21 protein-coding genes are annotated in these 23,492 nt (G+C 70.7%); 13 read left to right on the top strand and 8 right to left on the bottom strand.

Going from position 1 to position 23,492, the window contains the following annotated elements:
* Window positions 1-80 precede the first annotated feature (80 nt).
* Both EJK15_RS37885 and recQ read left to right on the top strand, forming a co-directional pair.
* On the top strand, window positions 81-1,238 hold the full coding sequence (locus EJK15_RS37885; RefSeq protein ID WP_138715292.1) for an MFS transporter: 1,158 nt from the start codon (window positions 81-83) through the stop codon (window positions 1,236-1,238).
* Window positions 1,239-1,349: 111 nt separating this feature from the next.
* Window positions 1,350-3,167, top strand: a complete 1,818-nt coding sequence (gene recQ / locus EJK15_RS37880) for a DNA helicase RecQ (RefSeq protein WP_138715291.1) — start codon at window positions 1,350-1,352, stop codon at window positions 3,165-3,167.
* 333 nt (window positions 3,168-3,500) lie between these two features.
* Here the strand turns inward: recQ and EJK15_RS37875 are convergent, their stop codons facing one another.
* Entirely contained in the window at window positions 3,501-4,115 is a 615-nt protein-coding gene (locus EJK15_RS37875) for a TIGR03086 family metal-binding protein (protein ID WP_138715290.1), read from the bottom strand.
* 160 nt (window positions 4,116-4,275) lie between these two features.
* On the opposite strand from EJK15_RS37875, the gene EJK15_RS37870 reads away from it, so the two are divergent.
* Window positions 4,276-4,800, top strand: a complete 525-nt coding sequence (locus EJK15_RS37870; RefSeq protein ID WP_138715289.1) for a hypothetical protein — start codon at window positions 4,276-4,278, stop codon at window positions 4,798-4,800.
* A 48-nt stretch (window positions 4,801-4,848) separates the two neighbouring features.
* On the opposite strand, the gene EJK15_RS37865 is transcribed toward EJK15_RS37870, so the two are convergent.
* The gene (locus EJK15_RS37865) at window positions 4,849-5,664 is read right to left on the bottom strand and encodes an alpha/beta hydrolase (protein WP_138715288.1); all 816 of its coding nucleotides are present in this window, start codon (window positions 5,662-5,664) and stop codon (window positions 4,849-4,851) included.
* A gap of 108 nt (window positions 5,665-5,772) precedes the next feature.
* On the opposite strand from EJK15_RS37865, the gene EJK15_RS37860 reads away from it, so the two are divergent.
* On the top strand, window positions 5,773-5,874 hold the full coding sequence (locus tag EJK15_RS37860) for a 2OG-Fe(II) oxygenase (protein ID WP_240777469.1): 102 nt from the start codon (window positions 5,773-5,775) through the stop codon (window positions 5,872-5,874).
* A 10-nt stretch (window positions 5,875-5,884) separates the two neighbouring features.
* Window positions 5,885-6,526 carry an alpha-ketoglutarate-dependent dioxygenase AlkB family protein gene (locus tag EJK15_RS37855; RefSeq protein WP_138715287.1) on the top strand — a complete coding sequence of 214 codons (642 nt, stop codon included), beginning with the start codon at window positions 5,885-5,887 and terminating at the stop codon, window positions 6,524-6,526.
* On the opposite strand, the gene EJK15_RS37850 is transcribed toward EJK15_RS37855, so the two are convergent.
* From EJK15_RS37850 to EJK15_RS37840, 3 genes are read right to left on the bottom strand one after another with little or no spacing between them, the layout of a single operon-like run.
* Window positions 6,510-7,199, bottom strand: a complete 690-nt coding sequence (locus EJK15_RS37850; protein WP_240777468.1) for a helix-turn-helix domain-containing protein — start codon at window positions 7,197-7,199, stop codon at window positions 6,510-6,512. The genes EJK15_RS37855 and EJK15_RS37850 overlap by 17 nt on opposite strands.
* Window positions 7,200-7,259: 60 nt before the next feature.
* On the bottom strand, window positions 7,260-8,303 hold the full coding sequence (locus EJK15_RS37845) for an alpha/beta hydrolase (RefSeq protein WP_138715286.1): 1,044 nt from the start codon (window positions 8,301-8,303) through the stop codon (window positions 7,260-7,262).
* 18 nt (window positions 8,304-8,321) lie between these two features.
* Window positions 8,322-9,536, bottom strand: a complete 1,215-nt coding sequence (locus tag EJK15_RS37840) for an amidohydrolase family protein (RefSeq protein WP_171074753.1) — start codon at window positions 9,534-9,536, stop codon at window positions 8,322-8,324.
* A gap of 186 nt (window positions 9,537-9,722) precedes the next feature.
* Between EJK15_RS37840 and EJK15_RS37835 the strand changes: the two genes are divergently transcribed.
* Window positions 9,723-10,190, top strand: coding sequence for an SRPBCC family protein (locus EJK15_RS37835; RefSeq protein WP_138715284.1), 468 nt, complete (start codon window positions 9,723-9,725; stop codon window positions 10,188-10,190).
* On the opposite strand, the gene EJK15_RS37830 is transcribed toward EJK15_RS37835, so the two are convergent.
* Together EJK15_RS37830 and EJK15_RS37825 are read right to left on the bottom strand one after the other, a co-directional pair.
* Window positions 10,159-13,329: an AfsR/SARP family transcriptional regulator gene (locus EJK15_RS37830; RefSeq protein WP_138715283.1), complete on the bottom strand. Its 3,171-nt coding sequence runs from the start codon at window positions 13,327-13,329 to the stop codon at window positions 10,159-10,161. The genes EJK15_RS37835 and EJK15_RS37830 overlap by 32 nt on opposite strands.
* Window positions 13,330-13,426: 97 nt before the next feature.
* A complete protein-coding gene (locus tag EJK15_RS37825; protein ID WP_138715282.1) occupies window positions 13,427-13,789 on the bottom strand; it encodes a nucleotide pyrophosphohydrolase in 363 nt (120 codons plus the stop codon).
* 147 nt (window positions 13,790-13,936) lie between these two features.
* On the opposite strand from EJK15_RS37825, the gene EJK15_RS37820 reads away from it, so the two are divergent.
* Entirely contained in the window at window positions 13,937-15,547 is a 1,611-nt protein-coding gene (locus EJK15_RS37820) for a serine/threonine-protein kinase (RefSeq protein WP_138715281.1), read from the top strand.
* An 85-nt stretch (window positions 15,548-15,632) separates the two neighbouring features.
* On the opposite strand, the gene EJK15_RS37815 is transcribed toward EJK15_RS37820, so the two are convergent.
* Entirely contained in the window at window positions 15,633-16,643 is a 1,011-nt protein-coding gene (locus EJK15_RS37815; RefSeq protein ID WP_138715280.1) for a LacI family DNA-binding transcriptional regulator, read from the bottom strand.
* Window positions 16,644-16,785: 142 nt separating this feature from the next.
* Here EJK15_RS37815 and EJK15_RS37810 point away from each other — a divergent pair, with 142 nt between their 5' ends.
* The 6 genes from EJK15_RS37810 to efeO all read left to right on the top strand — a co-directional run bounded on the left by EJK15_RS37810 (window position 16,786) and on the right by efeO (window position 23,333).
* Entirely contained in the window at window positions 16,786-18,075 is a 1,290-nt protein-coding gene (locus EJK15_RS37810; RefSeq protein ID WP_138715279.1) for an extracellular solute-binding protein, read from the top strand.
* Entirely contained in the window at window positions 18,072-19,031 is a 960-nt protein-coding gene (locus EJK15_RS37805) for a carbohydrate ABC transporter permease (RefSeq protein WP_138715278.1), read from the top strand. The genes EJK15_RS37810 and EJK15_RS37805 overlap by 4 nt, the downstream gene beginning before the upstream one ends.
* Complete coding sequence (locus EJK15_RS37800; RefSeq protein ID WP_138715277.1) at window positions 19,028-19,870, top strand: carbohydrate ABC transporter permease; 843 nt, start codon at window positions 19,028-19,030, stop codon at window positions 19,868-19,870. The genes EJK15_RS37805 and EJK15_RS37800 overlap by 4 nt, the downstream gene beginning before the upstream one ends.
* Before the next feature lie 4 nt (window positions 19,871-19,874).
* On the top strand, window positions 19,875-21,242 hold the full coding sequence (locus tag EJK15_RS37795) for a glycoside hydrolase family 5 protein (protein WP_138715276.1): 1,368 nt from the start codon (window positions 19,875-19,877) through the stop codon (window positions 21,240-21,242).
* Between the two features lie 103 nt (window positions 21,243-21,345).
* Window positions 21,346-22,182 carry an iron uptake transporter permease EfeU gene (gene efeU, locus EJK15_RS37790; RefSeq protein ID WP_138715275.1) on the top strand — a complete coding sequence of 279 codons (837 nt, stop codon included), beginning with the start codon at window positions 21,346-21,348 and terminating at the stop codon, window positions 22,180-22,182.
* Between the two features lie 11 nt (window positions 22,183-22,193).
* Window positions 22,194-23,333: an iron uptake system protein EfeO gene (efeO, locus tag EJK15_RS37785; RefSeq protein WP_138715274.1), complete on the top strand. Its 1,140-nt coding sequence runs from the start codon at window positions 22,194-22,196 to the stop codon at window positions 23,331-23,333.
* Window positions 23,334-23,492: the final 159 nt, after the last annotated feature.

The following is a 23,492-nucleotide window of genomic DNA, read 5'->3' as shown; positions in this document are numbered from 1 at the left end:
CTAATCACCGTATTTCCGGCTGATGAACGGGAACGACAGGTGATGTGATCGCCACACCCGGCCTGAAATCGCCCGCGCGCATGGTCGGTGCACTCGCGATCACCCAGACCGCCGGATATGGCGTGCTCTATTACGCGTTCTCGGTGTTCATCCCGCCGATGTCGCGTGACCTGGATGCCGGGGTCGCACAGCTCACCGGGGCGATCACGCTGGCCGTCCTGGTGTCGGGGGTGCTGGCGCCGGTCATCGGGCGCTGGCTGGACCGGCACGGCGGGCGCGGGCTGATGACGGTGGGCTCCGCGCTGGGCGCGGCCGCGGTGCTGGCGTGGTCGCAGGTGGAGTCCGTGGCGCAGCTCTACCTCGTGTGCGCAGTGCTGGGCGTGGCGTCGGCGATGGTGCTGTACGAGGCCGCGTTCGCGGTGATCGTGGCCTGGTTCGACGCGGCGCGGCGGGCACGGGCGCTGCTGGCGGTGACCGTGGTCGCCGGGTTCGCCTCCAGCATCTTCCTGCCGCTGACCGGGTTCCTCGTCGACCGGTACGGGTGGCGGCAGGCGCTGGTCATGCTGGCCGCCGGGTACGCCCTGACCGCCGTACCCCTGCACGGGCTGGCGGTGCGGAGCCGGCGGGCGCCTCCCCACGCGAACCGGGGCGAGATCGTCGGCGCCGCGCTGCGCGAGCGGGCCTTCTGGCTGCTGGCGGCCGGGTTCCTGACCCACACCGGGGCGGTGGCGGTCATGGGGGTGCTGCTGGTCACGTACCTGATCACACTCGGGCATCCGCCGGTGTTCGCGGCGAGCGTGGCGGGGCTGCTCGGGGTGCTGTCGGTGACGGGCCGGCTGGTCAGCACGGGGCTGCAGGCGCGCTGGCGGGTGGCGCTGATCACGGCGGTGATGTTCGGGCTGCAGGGGCTGGCGGCGGTGCTGCTGCCGCTCGCCGGGCGGAGCGTGCCGGGGGCCGTCGCGGCGGTGGTGCTGTTCGGGCTGGGGTTCGGGGTGGCGACGATCGCCCGGCCCGCGCTGCTCGCCGACCGGTACGGCACCGCCGCGTACGCGTCCTTGAGCGGTACGCTCCACCTGCCGATCACCGTTGCCAAGGCGATCGCGCCGCTGGCGGCGGCCGGGGTCGCGCAGTTCGCCGGATACCCCGCGGTGATGGGGCTGGTGGCGGCCGCCTGCGCGCTCGGAGCGCTGTCGCTGGTGGCTTACGATAGGTCGCGTTCAGCGCCCGATCGCGGGTAGCGGTGTCCGCGCCTACGATCGGCTTGGGAGGGTCGGCGGGACGCCCGCCTGAGCGCGATCGCCCTCCGCGAACTCACGCAACGTCCGCCCGCGAACACGTAAGGTAGCCGCATGGATACTCCCTCCGAGGCTCTGCACCGCGTGTTCGGCTATGACTCGTTCAGGGCGGGTCAGCAGGAGATCATCGATCATGTCGTGACCGGCGGCGACGCGCTCGTCCTCATGCCCACCGGCGGCGGCAAATCGCTCTGCTATCAGATCCCTGCCTTGGTGCGCCCCGGCGTGGGGGTGGTCATCTCGCCCCTGATCGCGCTGATGCAGGACCAGGTCGACGCGCTGCGGGCGCTCGGCGTGCGCGCCGGGTTCCTCAACTCGACGCAGGACTTCGACGAGCGCCAGATGGTGGAGGCCGCGTTCCTGGCAGGCGAGCTCGATCTGCTCTACCTCGCCCCCGAGCGGCTGCGCGTGGAGGCCACGACGCGGCTGCTGGCCAAGGGCGACATCGCGGTGTTCGCCATCGACGAGGCGCACTGCGTGGCGCAGTGGGGGCACGATTTCCGCCCCGACTACCTCGCCCTCTCCGAGCTGCGCGAGCGCTGGCCCGAGGTGCCGCGCATCGCGCTGACCGCGACCGCCACCCCGGCCACCCACGCGGAGATCTCCTCCAGGCTCGGCCTCGACCAGGCCCGCCACTTCGTCGCCAGCTTCGACCGGCCCAACATCCACTACCGCATCACGCCCAAGAGCGAGCCCAAGCGGCAGCTGCTGGAGTTCCTGCGCACCGAGCATCCTGACGAGTCCGGCATCGTCTACTGCCTGTCGCGCTCCTCGGTCGAGAAGATCGCCGAGTTCCTGGTGGACAACGGCATCGCGGCGGTGCCGTACCACGCGGGGCTCGACGCTCGCACCCGAGCCACGCACCAGGCCCGCTTCCTGCGGGAGGAGGGGCTGATCGTGGTGGCCACGATCGCGTTCGGCATGGGCATCGACAAGCCGGACGTGCGCTTCGTCGCCCACCTCGACCTGCCCAAGTCGGTGGAGGGCTACTACCAGGAGACCGGGCGGGCCGGGCGCGACGGGCTGCCGGCGACGGCGTGGATGGCGTACGGCCTGCAGGACGTGGTCCAGCACCGGCGGATGGCCATGGAGGGCGACGAGGCGCACCGCCGCCGCCAGGTCCACCACCTGGACGCCATGCTGGCGCTCTGCGAGACCGTGGGGTGCCGCCGGGTGATGCTGCTCGACTACTTCGGGCAGAAGGGCTCCGAGCCCTGCGGCAACTGCGACACCTGCCAGACCCCTCCCGAGTCGTGGGACGGCACGATCCCCGCCCAGAAGGTGCTGTCGACGGTGCTGCGGCTGGCGCGGGAGAGGCGGCAGAAGTTCGGGGTGGGACAGGTGGTGGACATCCTGCTCGGCAAGAAGACCGCCAAGGTGCTGCAGCACGGGCACGAGACGCTGACCGTGTTCGGGGTGGGGACCGAGCTGGGCAACGCGGAGTGGCACGGAGTGGTGCGGCAACTGCTGGCGCAGGACCTGCTGGCGGTGGAGCCGGCCCATGGGGCGCTGGTGCTCACGGACGCCAGCGCGACGGTGCTGCGCGGGCAGCGCGAGGTCCTGCTGCGCCGCGAAACCCCGCGCCCGGCCCGCGCCAAGGTCGCCGCCTCGGCCAAGGCTCAGCCCGTGGCGGCCGAGCTGCCCGCGGAGGCCGCCCCGGTGTTCGAGAGCCTGCGGGCGTGGCGGGGGGCCACCGCGAAGGAGCAGGGGGTTCCCGCGTACGTCATCTTCCACGACGCCACGCTGCGGGAGATCGCCACCCGGTCGCCGTCGTCGCTGGCGGAGCTGGGCACGGTGAACGGGGTCGGTGAGAACAAGCTGGCGAAATACGGGGAGCAGGTCCTCCAGGTCCTCGCCGACGACGAAGGCTGAGCATGACCAGTGATCGAGTCTTGGACACCTTCGGCGGGTGTGGTGGTGGCGACGGCCGCACGAAGAACGGTCGTCGCCACCACGTTGGTCGGCCCGGTCTCGGCGATCAGATGCCGCCGCGCCGCCGATCGACCGGCCGGACGTGTTGTCGGCCCCCTGGCCCGGTGGGAGCGGGTGCCCGCTTACGATCTTCTCACCGTCTCGGCCGGGCCGTGGCGGGTTCGCGGGATCACGGAGAGCCATGCCCCGAATGGGTGGTCTTTGCGTACAGGGTGATCGTACGGTGTCCGCGCGGAAAGTGCGGGGCCGGGTAGGGGGTGCTGACCACTGAGGTTAGGTCCCCAGGTCAGGACAGGACGGCCAGGTCGGGTCGCGGCCGAGGTAGGCGAGCAGGTGGTCCTGCGCGGGCGCGTGCGACGGGACGGTCACCTGCGCGGCGAAACGGTCCGGCCGGTCGGCCTGCGTGACGAAGAGCTGGGCCAGGTCGAGCAGTTCCTCGGCCATGAGGGGCGGGATGGGGCGGTGCTCGCCACAGGTCCTGGCCACGTCCCAGCCATGGACGGCGAGCTCGATCGCGCCCACCGCGGCCACGATCGGGCTCGTCAGGTGACGGTCGTGAATGGAGATCACGTCGTCGGTGAGCGTGCCTGCCCAGATGCCGAGGACCTCGGTCGCGTCGTCTCTGAGGAGGAGCGCCGGATTTCCGCCGCAGGCGGCTCTTTTGCGGGCGAGTCTGCCCAGGCTGATGTCGCCCGACGCGGCCTCGTTGAGCATTCTGAGTGCGTCGTTCACGTGGTCGAGCAGCGTCTCCAGGCTCCAGCCCGCGCATGGGGTGGGGCGGCAGAGGGCGCCCGGGGTTACGACGCGCAGGCTGCCTAGCGTGTAGTTGATCGCCCGCTCCAGCAACGCCACACCCGCCGTCAGCGCCATTCCCGGCCCGCCGCCCATATCGCCTCCTTTGTAGGTGCAGACCCGGCTGTGGCGGAAAAATCATCGGCGAGGCGGTGAATTCTCCGTCGGCGCTCGGCCTGCCCGCCCTCGGCCGCCCGTGGCGGGATGGCCGGAACCTTCTGCCGGTGTCCGGAGTAGGCAGGGACGAGGAGGTTCGATGAGGTGGATAGTGGTGGCGCCGCTCCTGCTGGGTGTGGTGGCGGTTGCCGGGTGTGGTGCCGCGGCCGGTGAGCGCCCTGCGGCGGGGACGGTCCCGTCGAAGGCTCCGGCCACGAACGCGACTTCGGCGCCAAGCCCCAGCCTGAGTCCTGTCGCAACCGGTGCCGGGTGCAACGGGACCTCGGTGCTCCTGGGTGACGGGTTTCCGGAGGTGCAGGGGACGGCCGAGGACGCCGAGCTGTGGGGGCTGCTCTTCGCCAAGGCCCCGCCGCCGCTCCCCCGCGGCGAGGAGATCAAGATCGTGTGGCGGATGACGGGCGAAGGGCCGCTCCAGGTCAGGGGCGTGCTTCCGGACGGCACCCGGGCCACGCTCATCTGGGGACCGGAGGCGCATGGCGGGTCGAGCTGGAAACGGCCCGGTGAGGAATGGGGCACCGGGTTCGTCTTCCCGAAGCGTGGCTGCTGGAAGATCGAGCTGACGCGGACGCGCGGTTCGGGGCACGTCTGGCTCCCCGTCCGCTGAACGCAAGGTCGGGGTGGTCCCGCGAAAGCCGGCGGCCGTCCGGGGACGCTAGGGCCGGTCGGCCAGGGCGCGGTCCACGAAGGCCGTGACGTCGTCCAGCACCTCGTCCCTGTTGGTCTCGTTGAACACCTCGTGCCTGGCCCCCGGGTAGATCCGCTCGGTCAGGTCCGTGCCGCGCACCGCCTCGATCCCGGTACGGCTCGGCCCCAGCGGCACGAGCTGGTCGTCTTCCCCATGCACCCACAGCGTGGGCAGCGCCCCGAACGTCCCACCCTTGGCGATCGCGCTCAGCGACGCGGCGAACGCCTCCACTGTGGCCCGCTTGAACGGCCCGTGCCAGACCAGCGGGTCGGCGGCGTACGCGACGCCCACGGACGGGTCGCGGGAGAGCGTGGCCGGGTCGATGGGGATGTCGGGCAGCTCGTCGAGCGCCAGCAGCGCGGGGACGACCTCCCACTCACCGATCACAGGACCGGACAGCACGAGCGCGGCCAGGCCGGCGCCGTAGCGCTGGGCGTACCGGGCGGCGATCATGCCGCCCATCGAGTGGCCGATCGCCACGACGGGCACGCCGGGGTGGTCGGCCCGGGCGCGTTCCTCGACCGTGTGCACGTCGGTGACCACGTCCTCGAAGTCCTCGATCAGCACCCGGTCGCCCTCCGACTTGCCGTGGCCGACGTGGTCGAGGCCGTAGACGGTGGCGCCGTGCCGGACGAGCCGGTCGGCCACGTACTCGTAGCGGCCGAGGTGCTCGCCGTACCCGTGGATCAGGATGGCGACGTATCGTGGCCGGTCGTTGGGCCATTCTCGGACCGCGTTGAGTCCTCGTACGCCGGCGAAGGTGTGCTCTCGCGACTCGGCCATGCTCACTCCTCGATCGAGATTGCGGTGAGCGTACGCCGGGGGCGCGGCGGTCGACAACCACGTCCGATTCCCGCGCGATTCGGGCGGCCCGGCGGTGTTGTCAGGAGTATGGACATCTACACCACGGCCTCGCCCGTGCGGCACGGGGTGAGCACCGTGCGGTCGGGGCTCCGGCATACGCTGGGGCTGGTCCTCCACGACGCCGTATAAGGGAAGTTTCATGATCCCACTGCCGATGCGGGAGATCGCGCCCGGCGCGGTGCACGTGCCGGGCTGGCTCACGCTGGACGAGCAGCGGCACCTCGTCCAGGCCTGCCGCGCCTGGGCCACGGGCCCGGTGCCGATCCGGCACACCGAGCTGCCCGGGGGCGGCGTCATGTCCGTGCAGACCGTATGCGTCGGGTGGCACTGGCAGCCCTACCGGTATACGCGCCTCGCCCACGACGTGAACGGCCGCAAGGTGGCCGACTTCCCCGGCTGGCTGGGCGAGCTGGGCCGCCGCGCCCTGGCCGCCGCGTACGGCCGCCCCGACGACACCTACGAGCCCGACACCGCGCTGATCAACTTCTACGACGGCCAGGCCAGGATGGGCATGCACCAGGACAAGGACGAGAAGTCCGACGCCCCGGTGGTGTCGCTGAGCATCGGCGACACGTGCCTGTTCCGGTTCGGCAACACCGAGACGCGCGGCAAGCCGTACATGGACGTCGAGCTGGCCTCCGGTGACCTGTTCGTGTTCGGCGGCCCGTCGCGGCTCGCCTACCACGGCGTGCCGAAGGTCTATCCGGGGACGGGCGACCCCGCCACCGGGCTGGCCTCCGGCCGCCTGAACATCACGATGCGGGTCACCGGCCTCCGATGACGTAGTCGAAGTCGTCGTCGGAGAGCGTGCGCCGCAGGGTCCGCAGCACCTTGCCGGGATCGTCGTGCGGCCCCTCCATGTAGAAGGGCTTGCCGTTGCGCCCGAAGGTGATCGCCGAGTCGCCCTCCCACTTGCCGAGCGCCTCGGCGGCGGGCGCGTAGTCCTCGTGCGGCTCGAACCCGAGCGTGCGAGCGTAGTCGACCGCCCCGAACACCAGGTGCTGGGCCAGCTCGATCGGGGCCTCCTGCCAGCCGGCGTACTCGCCGAAGAAGTATTCGCGGAAGCGCCGCAGCTCGCGATCGTCGAGCACGTCGGGGCCGATGGCGTTCTTCACGCCCAGGCAGAAGACGTCGACCAGGTAGCCGCAGACCGTCATCCGGTCCCAGTTGTGACGCCGGGCGACCAGCACGCACACCATGCCGTCGGCGCCCGCATCCGGGGCCTCGTCGACCCACCCGCGGGCGGGGTCCACGCCGAGCCCGGCGCTCCAGCCGACATTGATCCAGCACCCGACCACCTCGGGCTCGCCGGTCTCCACCGTCTCCGCGGCGATCTGCCGCACCAGCGGCGCCACGACGGACGGCGGCACCTTGAGCGCGCGCGCGATCTCCTTGGGGGAGCGGCCCTGGGCGCGCAGCTCGCGTACCCGTTCCTTCAATTCCGCAGTGTCCACCGAGGCAGCCTAGCGGGGGCACGCGTCGAGCCACCATCGCCTGCCCCCACCGAGGCCCTGTCAGCCCCCTGACGGGTCCAGGCGGCGGGCGAGCCAGGCGAGAGCGAGCGGGTAGCGGTATTCGATGGCGCCGTGCCCGGCATCGAACAGCTCGAAATAGACTCGCTCGTCCGGTACGCCCGCCGCCTCCAGCGCCCGGCGGAACGCGACGGCGCCGAAGTCCAGGTAGTACTCGTCCTTGTTGCCGGCGTCCACCCAGATGGCCCGCATCGACCGCAACGCCTCGGCGTGTTTCGGCTCCCGGGCCATCATGACGGGGTCCCAGGCCAGCCAGCGCCGCCACACCTCCGGCACGAGCGCGCCGGTGTCGTCGAACGGCAGGTGCACGGTGCCGTCCTCGTCGGCGGAGTACGCGGCCGCGTAGGCGTACATCTCCAGCAGGTCCAGGTCGCCCTCCTTGGTGCCGGCGAGCCGGCCGCGGAAGTCGGCGAGGAACTTGTCGTACGAGCCGTCGTACATGTCGCGCAGCCTGCGCGCCAGCCCCGGGAACGACACCTGCGCGCTGACCTCGAACAACGCGTCACCGGCGTGCGTGGCCAGCGCTCCGAACACGTCCGGCGCCAGCATGGCGGTCACCATGGCGCCGTAGCCGCCGCTCGACTTGCCGGTGACCGCGCGGTGGTCGCGGTCGGCGATCGTCCGGTAGTGCGCGTCCACCCACGGCACGACCTCGTCACGCAGGTAGGAGTGGTAGCGGCCGGTGCCGGGCGAGTCGACGTACTGGCTGCCGCCGAGCGCGGTCCACGCGTCCACGTACACGACGATCGCGGGCGGGGCCTCGCCGGTGGCGAACACGGCGTCGGCCAGCTCCGGGTACGGCCGGCGGAACGGCGACCGGTTCAGCCACATGGTGACGTGGCCGGTGTAGCCGAGCAGCACGTAGACGGAGGGGTAGCGGCGGTCGGGCGCGTCGTCGTAACCCGGCGGGACGTACACCAGCAGCGGCCGCTCGTGCGGATCCCCCAGGGGGTTGCCGCGCAGCAGGGCACTGTCGATCACGTTGTGGTCCAGACGGCCGGCCAGATCGGCGGACCAGGGCAGCATGGGATGTTCCTCCAGAGTTCAGCCGACGGACGTGGTCACGGTGTCCACGCCCGTCTGGGTGACGGCGCGTCCGGAAACGAGGACGAGTGTGAGGTTGCGCAGGTCGGCGATGCGGACGAGCGGGTCGCCCCGGACCGCGATCAGGTCGGCCCGCTTGCCCGCCTCCAAAGTGCCGGTCACCTCGCCCACCCCGCAGGCGTCGGCCGCCCGCGCGGTGGCCATCTCGACGATCTCCGCGTTGCCGAACCCGGCGTGGGCGAACACCTCCAGGCCGGCGACGTATCCGTTGGTGGGGTTGTCCACGCCCGCCGCGCCGAACCCGGAGTCGGTGCCCGCGATGAGGCGCACCCCGGCCTCCCGCATGGCCACGACCCCGGCCAGCCAGGCGTCGATCATCTCGGGCCCGAACGTGTCGCGCAGCCGCCAGAAGACGCCGTGCACGGTTGGGCAGACGTACGTGCCGCTCGTCGCGACCACGTCGGCCAGCTCGGCGTCGTAGCGGTGCCCGGAGGAGGTGAAGAACGAGCAGTGCTCGATGGTGGCGACGCCCGCCTCGACGGCGCTGCGGATCGCGTTGTGCGCGTGGGCGTGGGCCGCGACGCCCTTGCCACGCGTGGCCGCCTCCTCCACGATGGCGCGGATCTGCTCGGTGGTGTACTGCGGCACCCAGCTCGGCGGGGCGCCCGGCGTCATCTGGCCGCCCGAGGCCATCACCTTCAGGCAGTCGGCGCCGGCCCGCAGGTTCTCCCTGGCCACGCGGCGGATGGCGGGCTCGTCGTCGGCCTCGCCGCCCATGTACCAGCAGTGGCCGCCGGTGATCGTGATGGGCCTGGTCGCGGCCAGGAGGTGCGGGCCGACGGCCAAGCCCTCCTCGATCGCGTTCCGTAACGCCAGGTCGAGGAAGCCGCGACCGCCGAGGTCCCGGGCGGTGGTGACACCGGCGGACACGAGCTTGCGCGCGTTCTCCGCCATGCGCAGCAGCAGGTGGTGGTCGCTCTCGGCGCTGCGCCGCGTCACCGGGTCCACCTTGTCGTCGAACCCCAGGTGCACGTGCGCGTCGATCAGCCCCGGCAGCACGGTGTGGCCGGGCAGATCGAGCACCTCTTCGGCGTCGCCGGCGCTGCCGCGCGGCCCTGCGGAGACGATCGTGGCGCCGTCGATGGCGACCTCGCCGTCCCGGATCACCTCTCCGGGGCGCCCGGTGAGCACCCTGGCGGCGCGAATGATCCGCATGGCCCCAGCCTGCCACACCGGCATGGACCGCGCCCGCCTCCCGCCCGCCCGGCGTGCGACGCTCCGGCGGTGCTTCCGCGACTCGGGACAAGGCGTCGTGGGGCCCTTAAGGGCACGGGAAGTGGACCTTAAGCACGGCACGGCACCTTGGGAGCATCGAAACCGCCGTGCCAGGAGGACAAAGCGATGGCCCAGACCGCCGAATACGAGATCATCCGTGTCTTCGACGCCCCCCGCGAGCTGGTGTGGGCCGCCTGGACCGAGCCCGAGCGCTTCTCCCGCTGGTTCGGGCCCCGGATGATGGCCACGCCGATCGGCCGGCTCACCCTGGACGCGTGGCCCGGCGGGATCTGGCGGGCCACGCTGGTGGGCGACGAAGGGTTCGAGGTGACGCTCGACGGCACGTACCGCGAGGTGACGGAGCCCGAGCGGCTGGTGTTCACGACCGGCGACCCCGACGATCCGGGCGACGGGCCCGCGTCCGTGGTGACGGTCGGCTTCGCGGACGTGGACGGCAAGACCGAGATGCGCTTCCACCAGTACGGCGTCAACACCGACCAGGCGCACGCCGAGCAGGCCAGAGAGGGCTGGGTCGAGTTCTTCGACCGCCTGACCGAGCACGTCACAGCAGATGCGGAGCATCATCCAGTTTGAGGTTGGTCCCTTCCTCGTACGCGGCCGCGAACGCCTCCGCTCCGAGCGCGTCACGCACCCGGGCCGCCACCCGCTCGATCTCGGCCAGCTCCCACGGCCCGGCGGGCGTCTGGTGGTGCTCCCTGGCCGCGGCCGCCAGCCCCAGCAGCCTGGCGGCCTTCTCGCTCGCCCCTGACGCCGAGGCCGCGGCCTCCACCACGGACGCGGCCGACCTGGGATCGCCGATCCTCTGCGAGGCCGCCAGCGCCTCCGCGTGCAGCGCCAGGGCCGCGGCCGGATCGCCGCGCAGCTCCACCAGGTAGCCCAGCTCGCTGAGCACGTCCGGCAGGAACATGACCGGCTCGACCTCCGGGCCTCGTGGCACCCCTTCCAGCAGGCGGAGCAGGTGCGTCTCGGCCAGCTCTATCCGCCCCGCCCGGCGCGCGGCGAAGGCCAGGCCCATCTCCGCCTGGATCTCGCCGTCCTTGTAGCCCTGGTCGGCGGCCAGCTTCATGGCCCGCTCGGAGATTTCGATGGCGCGGTCGTAGTCGCCGCTCTGCATCGCGATCCAGCCGAGCCAGGCGGTGCGCGTGGCGACCTCGGGCCACAGGCCGAGGTCCTCCGCCATCCGCAGTCCCTCGCCGAACAGCCGGTTGGCCCGCTCGGTGTCGTTGGCCATCTCGGCCACCGACGCCAGCCATTCCGTGGCCCGCAGCAGCCCCCAGCGGTCGCCGAGCTCGGTGAACAGCCGGACGCTCTCCCCTGCCAGGCGCTCCAGCGCCTCGACGTCGCGCTGGGTGAAGGCGTCCATGGCCTGTCTGGCGAGCGCGGCGGCCACGCCCCACCGATCGCCGACGGCCCGGAACGTGGTCAGCGCCCGGCGCATCAGCTCCTGCCCCGTCGCCATGTCCCCGACGTGCATGCTGAGGAACATCTCGGCCCTGGCCCGCTGGCCGGGATCCGCGACGGCCTCCAGCGCGGGCCCCCATTCGACCTGCTCGCCGAGCGTGAGCGCGAAGCCGGCGTGCCAGGCCGCCGCCCTTGCTCTGGACGCGGAGGGCTCCCCCGCCACGGACAGGGCCGCCGCCAGCGACCGCCGGCCCTCGGCCAGCCTTCCGCGCAGGTACCAGTACCAGGTCAGGGCGTTCACCAGTCGCGCCGCGCTGCCGGCGTCCGCTCGGGCGATCGCGGTGTCGAGCGCCGTACGCATGTTGGCGGCCTCGTTGTCCAGGCGCAGCAGCCACTCGCGCTGTTCGTGCCCGTACAGCTTCGGCTCGGCCTGTTCGGCCAGCGCCAGGTAGTGGCGCAGGTGCGCGAGGCGTACCGGCTCCAGCTCGCCTTCGTCGGCCAGCCGGGCCACGCAGTACGCCGACACCGACTCCAGCAGCCGGTACCTGACGCCCGCCGGGGCGTCGACGACGACCACGAGCGAGCGGTCGACCAGCCGGGCCAGCAGGTCGAGCACGTCGACGCCGGGGTTGTCGATGCCGGGACCGGGCTCCGCGCAGACGGACTCGGCGGCCTCCAGCGTGCACCCGTCGGCGTGCACGGCCAGGCGGCGCAGGACGCGGCGCTCCTCGTCGGACAGCAGATCCCAGCTCCAGTCGATCACCGCGGTCAGCGTCTGCTGGCGGGCGGGGGCGCCGCGCTGCCCGGAGGCCAGCAGCCGGAACCGGTCGTCCAGCCTGGCCACCACGCCGTGCACGCCGAGCGCCCGCACCCGGGTCGCGGCCAGCTCCAGCGCCAGCGGCATGCCGTCCAGCCGCCGGCACAGCTGCGCGACCGCCTGTGCGTTTCCGGCGTCGAGCGCGAAGCCGCGGGCGGAGGCGGCGGCGCGGGTCACGAACAGCCGGACGGCGTGGGAGCGGGCCATGGCCGCCAGGTCGGTGGTCGCGGGCACGTCGAGCGGCGGCACGCTCCACAGCACCTCGCCGTCCACGGACAGCGGCTCCCTGCTGGTGGCCAGGATGCGCAGGCCGGGGCAGGCCCGCAGGAGCAGCTCGGCCAGCTCGGCGACCGGCTCGACCACGTGCTCGCAGTTGTCCAGCACCAGCAGCATCCGGCGCTGTCTGAGCGCGCCCGCCAGCTGCCCGAGGAGGCCGGCTGAGTCGGCGCCCTCTCTGATGTCCAGCGCCGCCATGACGGCCTCCGCCGGGGACCGCGACGCCTGGTCCAGCTCGGCTCGGGAGGCCGGGTCCAGCTCGACCAGCCACGCGCCGTCCTCGAATCCCTCCAGCAGCCGATTCGCCGCCTCCAGCGCGAGCCGGGTCTTCCCGACCCCGCCGCTGCCGGTGAGCGTCACCAGCCGCTCCTCCCCGACCAGCGCGCACACCTCGGCCAGGGCCTCGTCCCGGCCGATCAGCTTGCTGACGGCGGCGGGCAGGTTCGTCCGGGGCCGGTCGGCGGGCATGCTCAGCGACGGGTCCTGGCCCAGTATCGCCTGGTGGAGCGCGACGATCTCCGGCCCTGGGTCCAGGCCCAGCTCGTCGGCCAGCCGCTCGCGCAGCTCGCCGTAGCTGGCCAGCGCCTCGCTCTGGCGTCCCGCCCGGTAGAGGGCCCGCATGTGCACGGCACGCAGCCGCTCCCTGAGCGGGTGTCTGGCCACCAGGTCGCCCAGCTCTCCTACGAGCAGCCCGTGCTCGCCCAGCTCCAGCCGTACCTCGGCGTGCTGCTCCAGCGCCGACAGCCGCTGCTCCTCCAACCGGAGGATGGCCGACCTGGTGAACTCCTCGTCGGCGAAGTCGGCGTACGCGGGCCCCCGCCACAGCGCCAGCGCGTCGCCCAGCAGCACCGCCCTGGTCCTCGGGCTGTCGGCGGCCTCGGCCCGCGCCAGCAGATCGGCGAAGCGCGCGGCGTCCACGGCTCCGGGGTCCGGGCGCAGCAGGTAGCCGGGGGCGCGGGAGACCACGAGGTTCTTGCCCCCGGCCTCGGCGTCCTCGAACGCCTTGCGCAGCTGCGAGACGCGTACCTGGAGCGCGCCCCCCGGATTGCCCGGCGGCTCCTCCCCCCACAGGTCGTCGACGAGCCGGTCCACGGACACCGGGTGCCCCTCGTGGACGAGCAGGTCGACGAGCAACGCCCGGACCTTGAGGCCCGGGATCGTGACGACTTCGCCGGCGTCGGTCCACACGGCCAGCGGTCCCAGCACCCCAAAACGCATGCTCGTCACCTTATGCGCGGCCTCAAGCCCACGAAAAGCACACCGCGCTCCCGCACCTCAGCGCCACCGCCCGTTCCAGAGGTGTCGTGCGCCCGGCTCAACCGTCGCGTGGTGAGGGCGGCGCCTTCCTGGCCGAGCCCCGATAGAGCTCGGCGTCGTAGCGGCGCTCGTTGTCATCGAGCTTCGCCCGCGCCGCCTCCACCAGGTCCACCCCGAGGACGTCGGCCAGCCGCACCAGGTAGAGCGTCACATCCCCCAGCTCGGTCCGCATCCTGGCGAGCGCGTCGGGATCGGGACTCTCGGACTCGTCGGCGGTGAGCCACTGGAACTCCGCCACCAGCTCCCCCACCTCGCCCGCCAGCGCCATCACGAGGTTCTTCGGCGTGTGGAACTGCTCCCAGTCCCTGGCCCGGGCAAACTCGCGCAGGCGTACGGCAAGGTGTTCCAGCTCCGTCGTCACGTCGCACGACCCTATCGATCCCCGCCGGTATGGTGCCGAACGAGGCCCTGGAGGAACTGGCGGACCGCCTGGTCCCGGGCCTGAGACGGTAGTCCATCGACTTCAAACACAAGATCGAGTGATTCCGCACCGTGTACGCTTCCGCGCGTGTCCGAATTATCCGTGCCCGGCTACGAGATCAAGGGCGTGCTCGGGCAGGGCGGCTTCGGGGTGGTGTATCTCGCCCTGCAGTCGACCGTCGGCCGCGAGGTCGCGCTCAAGGTCGACAACCGGGTCCTGCTGTCCGACCGCGACAGACGCCGCTTCCTCCGCGAGGTCACGGCGGCCGGCGCCCTGTCCGGCCATCCCCACGTGGTGCCGGTCTACGACGCGGGGCTGCTGCCCGACGGGCGGCCGTACATGGTGCTCGAACTGTGTCCCGGCGGCTCACTGTCCGGCCGGATGCTCTCCCCCGACGAGGCCCGCGACGTGGGCGTCCGCATCGCCGACGCGCTGGCGGCCGCGCACGCACAGGGTGTCCTGCACCGCGACGTCAAGCCGGGCAACATCCTCCTCAACCGGTACGGCCAGGTGGCGCTGTCGGACTTCGGCCTGGCCACCATGCCCGCCTCCGGCCCCGAGGCCTCGGTCACCCGCGAGTCTCTGACGCCCTCGTACGCGCCGCCCGAGGCCTTCGAACTGGCCGAACCGAGCCCGGCCGGCGACGTGTACGCCCTGGCGGCCACCGTTTACGCCCTGCTGTCCGGCCGCCCGCCGCGTTTCCCCGAGAGCGGCGTACCGAACCTGGCCATGATCCTGGCCCTGCACCGCCTGCCGATCCCGGAGATCCCGGGCGTCCCGCCGGAGCTTACCGCCGTACTCCGGCAAGCACTGGCCACCGACCCCCGCGAGCGCATCCCCAGCGCCGCCGCGCTCCGCGACGCCCTCGCCGCCGTCCCCCTTGGCCCGTCTTCAGGCCGCCCCGCTGGGCCTCAGCGCCCGGAAGCGGGCCACCATGGCGGACCGCTCAGCTCGCCCTCCGTGCCGTTCACCCCGTCCGTGCCCACGCCCATGAGTCGGCCGGGGTCCCCGCAGGCTCCAGGCCCCCAGCAGGCCCCGGTCATGCGACAACCCACCGACGCGCCGCCGGGCGGCCAGCCGGACACCAGACCGTCCGCACCCCACGGTCTCAACAAGGCGCTGGTCGCGGTAATCGCCGCCCTGTCCCTGGTGATCGCGGTCGGCGCCGGAGTGATCGTCTATACCCAGGTCATCCAGCAGCCGGAAACCCGGCGGCAGGCCGAGCCCGGCAGCACGGCCACCACGGAGAAGGCCACGTCAGAGGCGGCCAAGGTGTTCACCGGCCTCGACACGTACACGCAGAACTGCCCGGCCGCCAAGGTGCGCGGCGCCGGAGCGGCCTGCGTACGGGAGTCGGAGTGCTGGGGCGGTCTGGTGATCATCACGGGCGACACCAAGGCCAGGCGGCTCGGCTGCGAGGAGACCCACTCGTGGGAGACGTTCGCGGTCGCCCCGATCCCCAAGGACTCCGACACCTACGTGCAGCAGGACCTCGCCAAGCACCCGAAAGTGAAAAGGGTCTGCAGCCGCACGGTCCTCCTGGCCAGCCGGGTCGGCACGGCCAGGAACATCGCGGCGCTCAGATGGCAGGCCGACGTCATGCCGCCGTCCCAGGCGCAGTTCGAGGACGGGGTGCGCTTCTACCGCTGCATCGGCAGCGTGATCGGCCAGGAGCCGCGCAGATCGTTCTTCCGCTGACTGCTCATCGCCGCTCCGGAGCGCCGCGAAGAACTGCCGGATATCGCCGGCTGACCGAGGTTCGTCTCACTGCGCGCCGGGCAAGCTACGCGTACCGGGCGGTGCTTTCGCGGACGATCAAATCCGTGGCCAGTTCCACGCGCTTGCTCTCCGGCACCTCGCCCCGCCCCATCGCCAGCACCGTACGAGTGGCCAGCGCGGCCATCTCCTGCAGCGGTTGGCGCACCGTGGTCAGCGGTGGCCAGGCCGACTTGGCCAGGGGCAGATCGTCGAAGCCGACCACGCTCAGATCCTCCGGCACGCGAAGCCCCCGCTGTCTGGCCGCCTCGAACACGCCGAACGCCATCAGATCACTACCGGCGAAGATCGCCGTCGGAGGTTTCGGCAAGGACAGCAGCGCATGCCCCTCGTCGTGCCCCGAGTCCACCAGGAACGTGCCACGCCTGACCAACTCCGGCGAAAGCGGCACCCCCGCCGTCTCCAGCGCCGCCCGGTAACCGTCTATCCGAGCCTGGCTGCACAGCATGTCCGCCGGGCCGCTGATCATCCCGATGCGCCGGTGACCGAGCTCCAGCAGGTGACGCGTCGCGGCCAGGCCGCCGTTCCAGTTCGTCGCCCCGACCGAGACGACGCCGGGCGCCGGCTCGCCCTCCGGGTCCACCACCGCGAACGGCAGCGAACGTGCGCTGAGCTGGGACTGGATGCCGCTCGACAGCTTCGAGGCGACGATCACCACGCCGTCCGTCCTGCGGGCGGCCAGCCGTTCCAGCCAGTCGCGGCCAGGCCCGGCGTGGGTGTGCAGGACCGAGACGACGACGCTGGCCCCGGCCTCGTGGGCGGCGCTCTCCGCGCCGCGCACGATCTCCATGGCCCATGGCGACTCGATCTCGGCGAAGACCAGGTCGACCAGCCCCGCGGGCGTGTCGTCCTGGCTGACGCGCCGCTGGTAGCCGTGCTCCTGGAGGAGCCGTTCGACCCGGTGGCGGGTCGCCGGGGCGACCTCCGGGCGCCCGTTGATGACCTTCGAGACCGTGGGGATGGAGACCCCGGCCTCTTCCGCGATCAGTGCGATCGTGACCCGCCTCTTCGCTGACACGATCGGGAGTGTATCCGAAAGTTTCGGTTTGGCGTCGCTCTCTCCCGAGGTGTTGACGCTTTACACGGCGTTTACCTAAGCTCCGGTCAAAGAAATTATCGGGGGGTTCACGAAACTTTCGCCACGCCGAGAAGGGGCCCCTATGAAACGCAGTCTGGTGTTGATCGCCACCGCGGTGCTCGTGACTGGATGTGGGGGTGGCGGTGGAGGAACCGCGACCTCCTCGCCCGGCCAGGGCGGCGGCGCGCCCGCGAAGGTCACGCTCGAGTGGTGGCACCTGTCGACCTCCGAGCCGCTCAAGTCCCTGTGGGCCCAGCGGGCCAAGGAGTTCATGGCCAAGAACCCCAACGTCACCATCAAGGCCACCGTCCTGGAGAACGACGCCTACAAGGCGAAGCTCACCACGATCACGCAGTCGGGCAAGGCGCCCGACCTGTTCGCGACGTGGGGCGGCGGCGTGCTGAAGCAGCAGGTCGACGCGGGGCTGGTCAAGGACATCTCCGACGACGTCGCCGACGTCCTGCCGACCTTCACGCCGGCGGCGCTGAGCGCGTACCAGATCGACGGCAAGACGTACGGGCTGCCCACCGACATCGGGATGGTCGGTTTCTGGTACAACAAGAAACTTTTCGAGAAGGCGGGCATAACCCAGCCTCCGGCCACCTGGTCGGCGCTCCTTGAGGACGTCAAGAAGCTCAAGGCGGCCGGCGTCACCCCGATCGCCCTGGCCGGCAAGGAGAAGTGGCCCGGCCACTACTACTGGGCCTACCTAGCCATGCGCATCGCCGGCCTGGACGCGCTCAAGCAGGCGGCCGTGGACAAGGACTTCACCAAGCCCGACTTCATCGCCGCGGGACAACAGGTCAAGGCGCTCGCCGACCTGCAGCCGTTCCAGAAGGGCTACCTCGGAGCGGGCTACGGCACCCCTGACGGGCAGGCCGCCACGATGGGCAACGGCAAGGCCGCCATGGAGCTGATGGGCCAGTGGGCGCCCGTCGTGCAGGCCGACGCGGGCAAGGGCCTGGGCGACGACCTCGGCTTCTTCCCCTTCCCGGCCGTCGAGGGCGGCAAGGGATCGGCCACGGACGCGTTCGGCGGGGGCGGCGGCCTGGCCGTGGGCGCGGACGCGCCGAAGGAGGCCGTGGAGTTCGTGAAGTTCATGACGGAGATGGGCAACCACTCCAAGGCCGTGGAGTCCGGCGGCGTGCTGCCGGTGCTCAAGGGCGAGGAAAGCGCGGTCAAGGACGCGAACCTCAAGCAGGTGGCGACCATGCTGGCGAGCGCCGGCGGCTACCAGCTCTACCTGGACCAGGCGTACCCGCCCGCCGTCGGCCAGCAGGTCAACGACAGCGTGGCCGAGCTGATCGGCGGCACCAAGACGCCGGACGAAGTCGGCAAGGACATCACCGAAGTGGCGAAGACAGAAGAATGACGACACTCATCCGAGGGCCGGAGGCGGTCATGCTTCCGGTCCCCGCCCCTGCCGCCAAGCGGCGCGGCCGGTGGCTGACGATCACTCTGTTCCTGCTGCCCGCCCTCGTGCTGTTCCTCCTGCTGGTGGTGGCCCCGATCCTCGTGGCGATCTACTCCAGCGCGTTCCGGTGGAACGGGTTCGGGGGCCTGCCCACCAACTTCATCGGTTTCGACAACTTCACCCGGCTGTTCGGCACGGAGATCTTCCGGCAGGACCTGTGGCACCTGCTGGTGCTGGTCCTGCTGTCGGTGTGCATCCAGCTGCCGTTCTCGCTGGCCCTCGCCATGCTGCTGAACCAGCGCATCCGCGGGCGGGCGCTGTACCGGGTGGTGTTCTTCGCGCCGTACGTGCTCTCCGAAGTGATCACGGGCGTGCTGTTCTCGCTGATCCTCTCGCCCGGCTCGGGCATTGCCAACGAGCTGCTGTCGGTGTTCGGGATCGAATCGGAGTTCCTGGCCGATCCCGACACCGTGATGCCCTCGTTGTTCCTGGTCATGACGTGGAAGTACTTCGGCTTCCACATGATGATCTATCTGGCCGGCCGGCAGAACATCCCGAACGAGCTCATCGAGGCCGCACAGATCGACGGCGCCTCGACCTGGAAGACGTTCCGGCACATCACGCTGCCGCTGCTCGGGCCGACGATCAGGATCAGCATCTTCCTGACCGTCATCTACACGATCCAGCTGTTCGACCTGGTCTGGATCCTCACCCAGGGCGGGCCGTCGCACTCCTCCGAGACGATGGCCGTGACCATGATGGAGTACGGCTTCAAGCGCTCCCAGGTCGGCTACGCCAGCGCGATCAGCGTCGTGATGTTCGTGCTCAGCCTCGTTTTCGCCCTCGTCTACCAGCGTTTCGTGATGCGCCGCGATCTGGCGGGCGCGACCACCACCATGGGAGGCCGCCGGTGATCCATCGGAAGAAGTCCCAGGCCGGGAAGAACACGCTGCCCCTGCACGCGATCGCGTGGATCGTCGGCGCGTTCATCCTCATCCCCGTGGTCTACGCGTTCCTCGGCGGGTTCAAGGAGAACAGCGAGCTGTCCGCCAACCCCTTCGGCCTGCCGGAAGCGTGGGTGACCGCGAACTACACCGAAGTGCTCGGCTCTGGCTCGTTCTGGCTGCAGATGTGGAACAGCACGTTCATCGCCGTCATCACGACCGTGCTGACCGTCGGGTTCGCGGCGCTGGCGGGGTTCATCTTCGCCAGGTACGCCTTCCGCGGCAGGGAGGTGCTGTTCACGCTGTTCACAGCGGGGCTGATGTTCCCGTTCGCGGTGGCGATCCTGCCGATCTTCGTGCTGCTGCGCACGTTCGGCCTGCTCGGCAACCCGCTCGGCGTCATCCTGACGCAGGCGGCGTTCGGCCTGCCGCTGACGATCATCATCCTGCGCGGCTTCTTCAGGAGCATCCCGGGCGAGATCGAGGAGGCCGCCATCATCGACGGCTGCAGCCCGTTCGGGTTCTTCTGGCGGATCCTGCTGCCCATGGCCCGGCCCGCCATCGCCACCGTCTCGGTCCTGGCCATCGTGGGCAGCTGGAACAACTTCATGCTCCCGCTCGTGGTCTTCAGCGAGGAGGCGAACTGGACGCTGCCGCTCGGCATCCAGCAGTTCCAGGGCCAGTACGCCTCCGACACCGCCCGCATCCTCGCCTACCTCGTCCTGGCCATGGTGCCGGCGCTCGGGTTCTACGCCATCGCGGAACGTCACCTGGTCGGTGGTATCACCGCAGGTGCTACGAAGGGGTAACCACATGCTGCATGTGTCCGGAGCCCAGCTCGTGACGGACGACAACACGCCGGTACGGCTCCGCGGGGTGGGACTCGGGGGCTGGATGAACATGGAGAACTTCATCACCGGCTACCCGGCCAACGAGAGCTCGATGCGGTACGCCGTCCGCACCGTGCTCGGCGAGGAGCGGGCGGAGCTGTTCTTCGACCGGCTGCTGACCTCGTTCTTCACCGAGGCGGACGCGGCGCTGCTGGCCGGGCTGGGCATGAACTGCGTGCGCATCCCGGTCAACTACCACCACTGGGAGTCCGACGACCGGCCCTTCGAGATCGACCAGCGCGGCTTCCGCCACCTCGACCGGGTGATCGGTCTGCTCGGCGAGCACGGCATCTACAGCGTGATCGACCTGCACGCCCTGCCCGGCTCCCAGAACCAGCACTGGCACTCCGACAACCCCACGCACGTGGCCGCGTTCTGGCAGCACCGGCACTTCCAGGATCGCGCGGTGCACCTGTGGGAGATCATCGCCGACCACTACCGCGACAATCCCTGGGTGGCCGGTTACAACCCGGTCAACGAGCCGGGCGACGTGACCGGCAAGGTGATCGGGCCGTTCTACGACCGCCTGGTGAAGGCCGTGCGGGCGGCCGACCCGGACCACATCCTGTTCCTGGACGGCAACACGTACTCCACCGATTTCTCGATATTTCGGGAGATGTACGAGAACACGGTCTTCGTCCTCCACGACTACGCCCTTGCCGGTTTCGCCCACGGCGGGCCCTATCCCGGGTACACCCGCGGCGAGTGGTGCGACCGGGCCGAGCTGGAGCGGAGCTTCGCCAAGCGCTCCCGCTTCCAGCGCGAGACCGGCACGCCGTTGTGGGTGGGCGAGTTCGGGCCCGTCTACACCGGGGACCCGGAGGTGGACGCGCAGCGGTACCAGGTCCTGCGCGACCAGTTGGAGATCTACGACGGCCAGAACGTGGGCTGGTCGCTGTGGACGTACAAGGACGTGGGGTTGCAGGGGCTGGTGCACACTGCGGGGCCGTACCTGGACAGGTTCGGGGGCTTCATCGCCAAGAAGCAGCGGCTCGGTGCGGACCGCTGGGGCTCCACCATGGAGGAGTCCGCGGACGTGCTCGCTCCCGTGCACGCGCTGATCGAGACGGAGTTCCCCACCTGGGAGCCGTATCCGTGGGGCGCCCGCTACCAGAGCGACGACCTGATCAGGCACATCCTGATCGCGCAGGCGCTGCTGCCCGAGTACGCGGAGCTGTTCCGCGGGCTGGGCGACGACGACCTGATCGCCCTGGCGGACTCGTTCCTGCTGGAGCAGTGCGTGCGCCGCCTGCCCCTGCTCGATCTGCTGGCGGACAACCTCGCAGGGTGACAAGTCACACACCGTCATCCCATAACCAGACTGTCGCTTTCGGCTTGCGCTGAGTATGCTTCGGCTGCCCTAATTTAGGTAAGCCTTTCCTCAGCGTGCGGGAGTGACGGTGTTCGCCAGCTACCTCATAGGACTGCGCGAAGGACTCGAGGCGGCGCTCGTCGTCTCGGTCCTCGTCGCGTTCCTCGTCAAGAGCGACCGAAAAGACAAACTCCCCCACGTCTGGGGCGGCGTCGGCGTGGCCGTCGCGCTGTCCGTCGGGTTCGGGGCGCTGCTGACGTTCACCGCGGCGCACCTGGACTACACCGGGCAGGAGCTGTTCGACGCGATCACCTCGCTGCTGGCCGTCGCGTTCGTCACCTGGATGATCTTCTGGATGCGGCGGGCGGCCCGCGCGCTCTCCGGCGAGCTGCGGGGCAAGCTCTCCGAGGCGCTCGAGCTGGGCTCGTTCGCCGTGGTCGTGATGGCGTTCCTCGCCGTCGCCCGCGAGGGGCTGGAGACCGCGCTGCTGTTCTTCGCCTCCGTGCAGGGTGTCACCATCACGCCGGAGCCGCTGATCGGCATCACGCTGGGGGTGCTCAGCTCCGTTCTCATCGGCTGGGGGATCTACCGCAGCGCCATCACGATCAACCTGACCAGGTTCTTCACCTGGACGGGGCTGCTCCTGATCCTGGTGGCCGCCGGGATCTTCAAGTACGGCGTGCACGACCTGCAGGAGGCCGGCGTCGTGCCGGGCCTCAGCACGTACGCCTTCGACATCAGCACCGTGCTCCCCGCCGACTCCTGGTACGGCGCCCTGCTGTCGGGCATGTTGAACATCACCCCGCAGCCGAGCGTCGCCGAGGTCGTGGCCTGGGCCGCCTACCTCGTCCCCACCCTCTTCCTCTTCCTCCGCCCGCAGCGGACCAAGCCCACGCCGGCGCCCGCGCCCGCGGCCTGAACAGGAGCATCATGCCTACCGCCATCCGTCTTTCCTTCGGCGCGCTCGCCCTTGCAGGCCTGACCGCCTGCGGCTCGGGCACCACCGCCTCCGCCCCCGCCTCGCCGGAGGCCGCCAAGCCCGGAAAGATCGCCGTCGCCGCGTCCGACACCGAGTGCAAGGTCGCCACGTCCGAGATCGCCGCGGGGACCACGACGTTCGCGATCACCAACGGCGGCAACAAGGTGACCGAGTTCTACGTGTACGCCCCCGGCGACCGCGTCATGGCCGAGGTCGAGAACATCGTGCCCGGCCTGACCAGGGAGCTCATCGCCGAGCTGCCCGCGGGCGCGTACGAGACCGCGTGCAAGCCCGGCATGGTCGGCAAGGGCATCCGCAACCCGCTCAAGGTGACCGGCGAGCACAAGAAGCTCACTGCGGACGCCAAGCTCGCCGAGGCCGTCGCCAGCTACAAGCGCTACGTCAAGTCGCAGAGCGACACGCTGCTGGTCAAGACGCAGGAGTTCGTGGACGCGGTCAAGGCCGGCAAGATCGACGAGGCCAAGGCGCTGTTCCCGGTGTCGCGGACGTACTGGGAGCGCATCGAGCCGGTCGCGGAGATCTTCGGCGACCTCGACCCGGCCATCGACGGCCGCGAGGCGGACCTGGCCGAGGGCGACGAGTGGACCGGCTTCCACAAGATCGAGAAGGACCTGTGGATCCACAAGGACGTCAGCAAGAGCGGCCCGATGGCCGACAAGCTGATGACCGACGTCAAGACCATCGTCGAGAAGGCGAACGCCGCCGAGCTGACCCCGCTGAACCTGGCCAACGGCGCCAAGGAGCTGCTCGACGAGGTGGCCACCGGGAAGATCACCGGCGAGGAGGACATCTGGTCGCACACCGACCTGTGGGACTTCGCGGCCAACCTTGAAGGGTCCGAGGCCGCGGTGCAGTCGCTCCGGCCGGTGTTGGAGGAGCGGGCTCCTGACCTGGTCAAGACGCTGGACGAGAAGTTCGCCGCGGCCGAGGCGGCGCTGGCCGTGCACCAGAAGGGCGACGGCTGGAAGCTGCACAACGAGCTGTCCAAGGCCGATCTGAAGACGCTGTCGGACGCGATCAACGCGCTGGCCGAGCCGATCAGCAAGATCGCCCCGGTCGTCGCGAAGTAGCGGGAGGTAGGGCGCGATGTCGAAGGACACGGAGAGCGGCGCTGTGGACGAGGCCGCGGAAGGCCGGGCTTCGAAGAGGGCCACGGACAGCGGGGCTTCGGGCGGGCGGATGAGCCGCAGGGGCCTGTTCGGCTTGGGCGTTGTCACTTATACACATCT

Origin of the sequence: Nonomuraea basaltis (assembly GCF_005893125.1) — a bacterium.
Lineage (GTDB): Bacteria > Actinomycetota > Actinomycetes > Streptosporangiales > Streptosporangiaceae > Nonomuraea > Nonomuraea basaltis.
The sequence above is the reverse complement of the archived record's forward strand: the minus strand, read 5'-3'. Positions and strand labels throughout refer to the sequence as shown.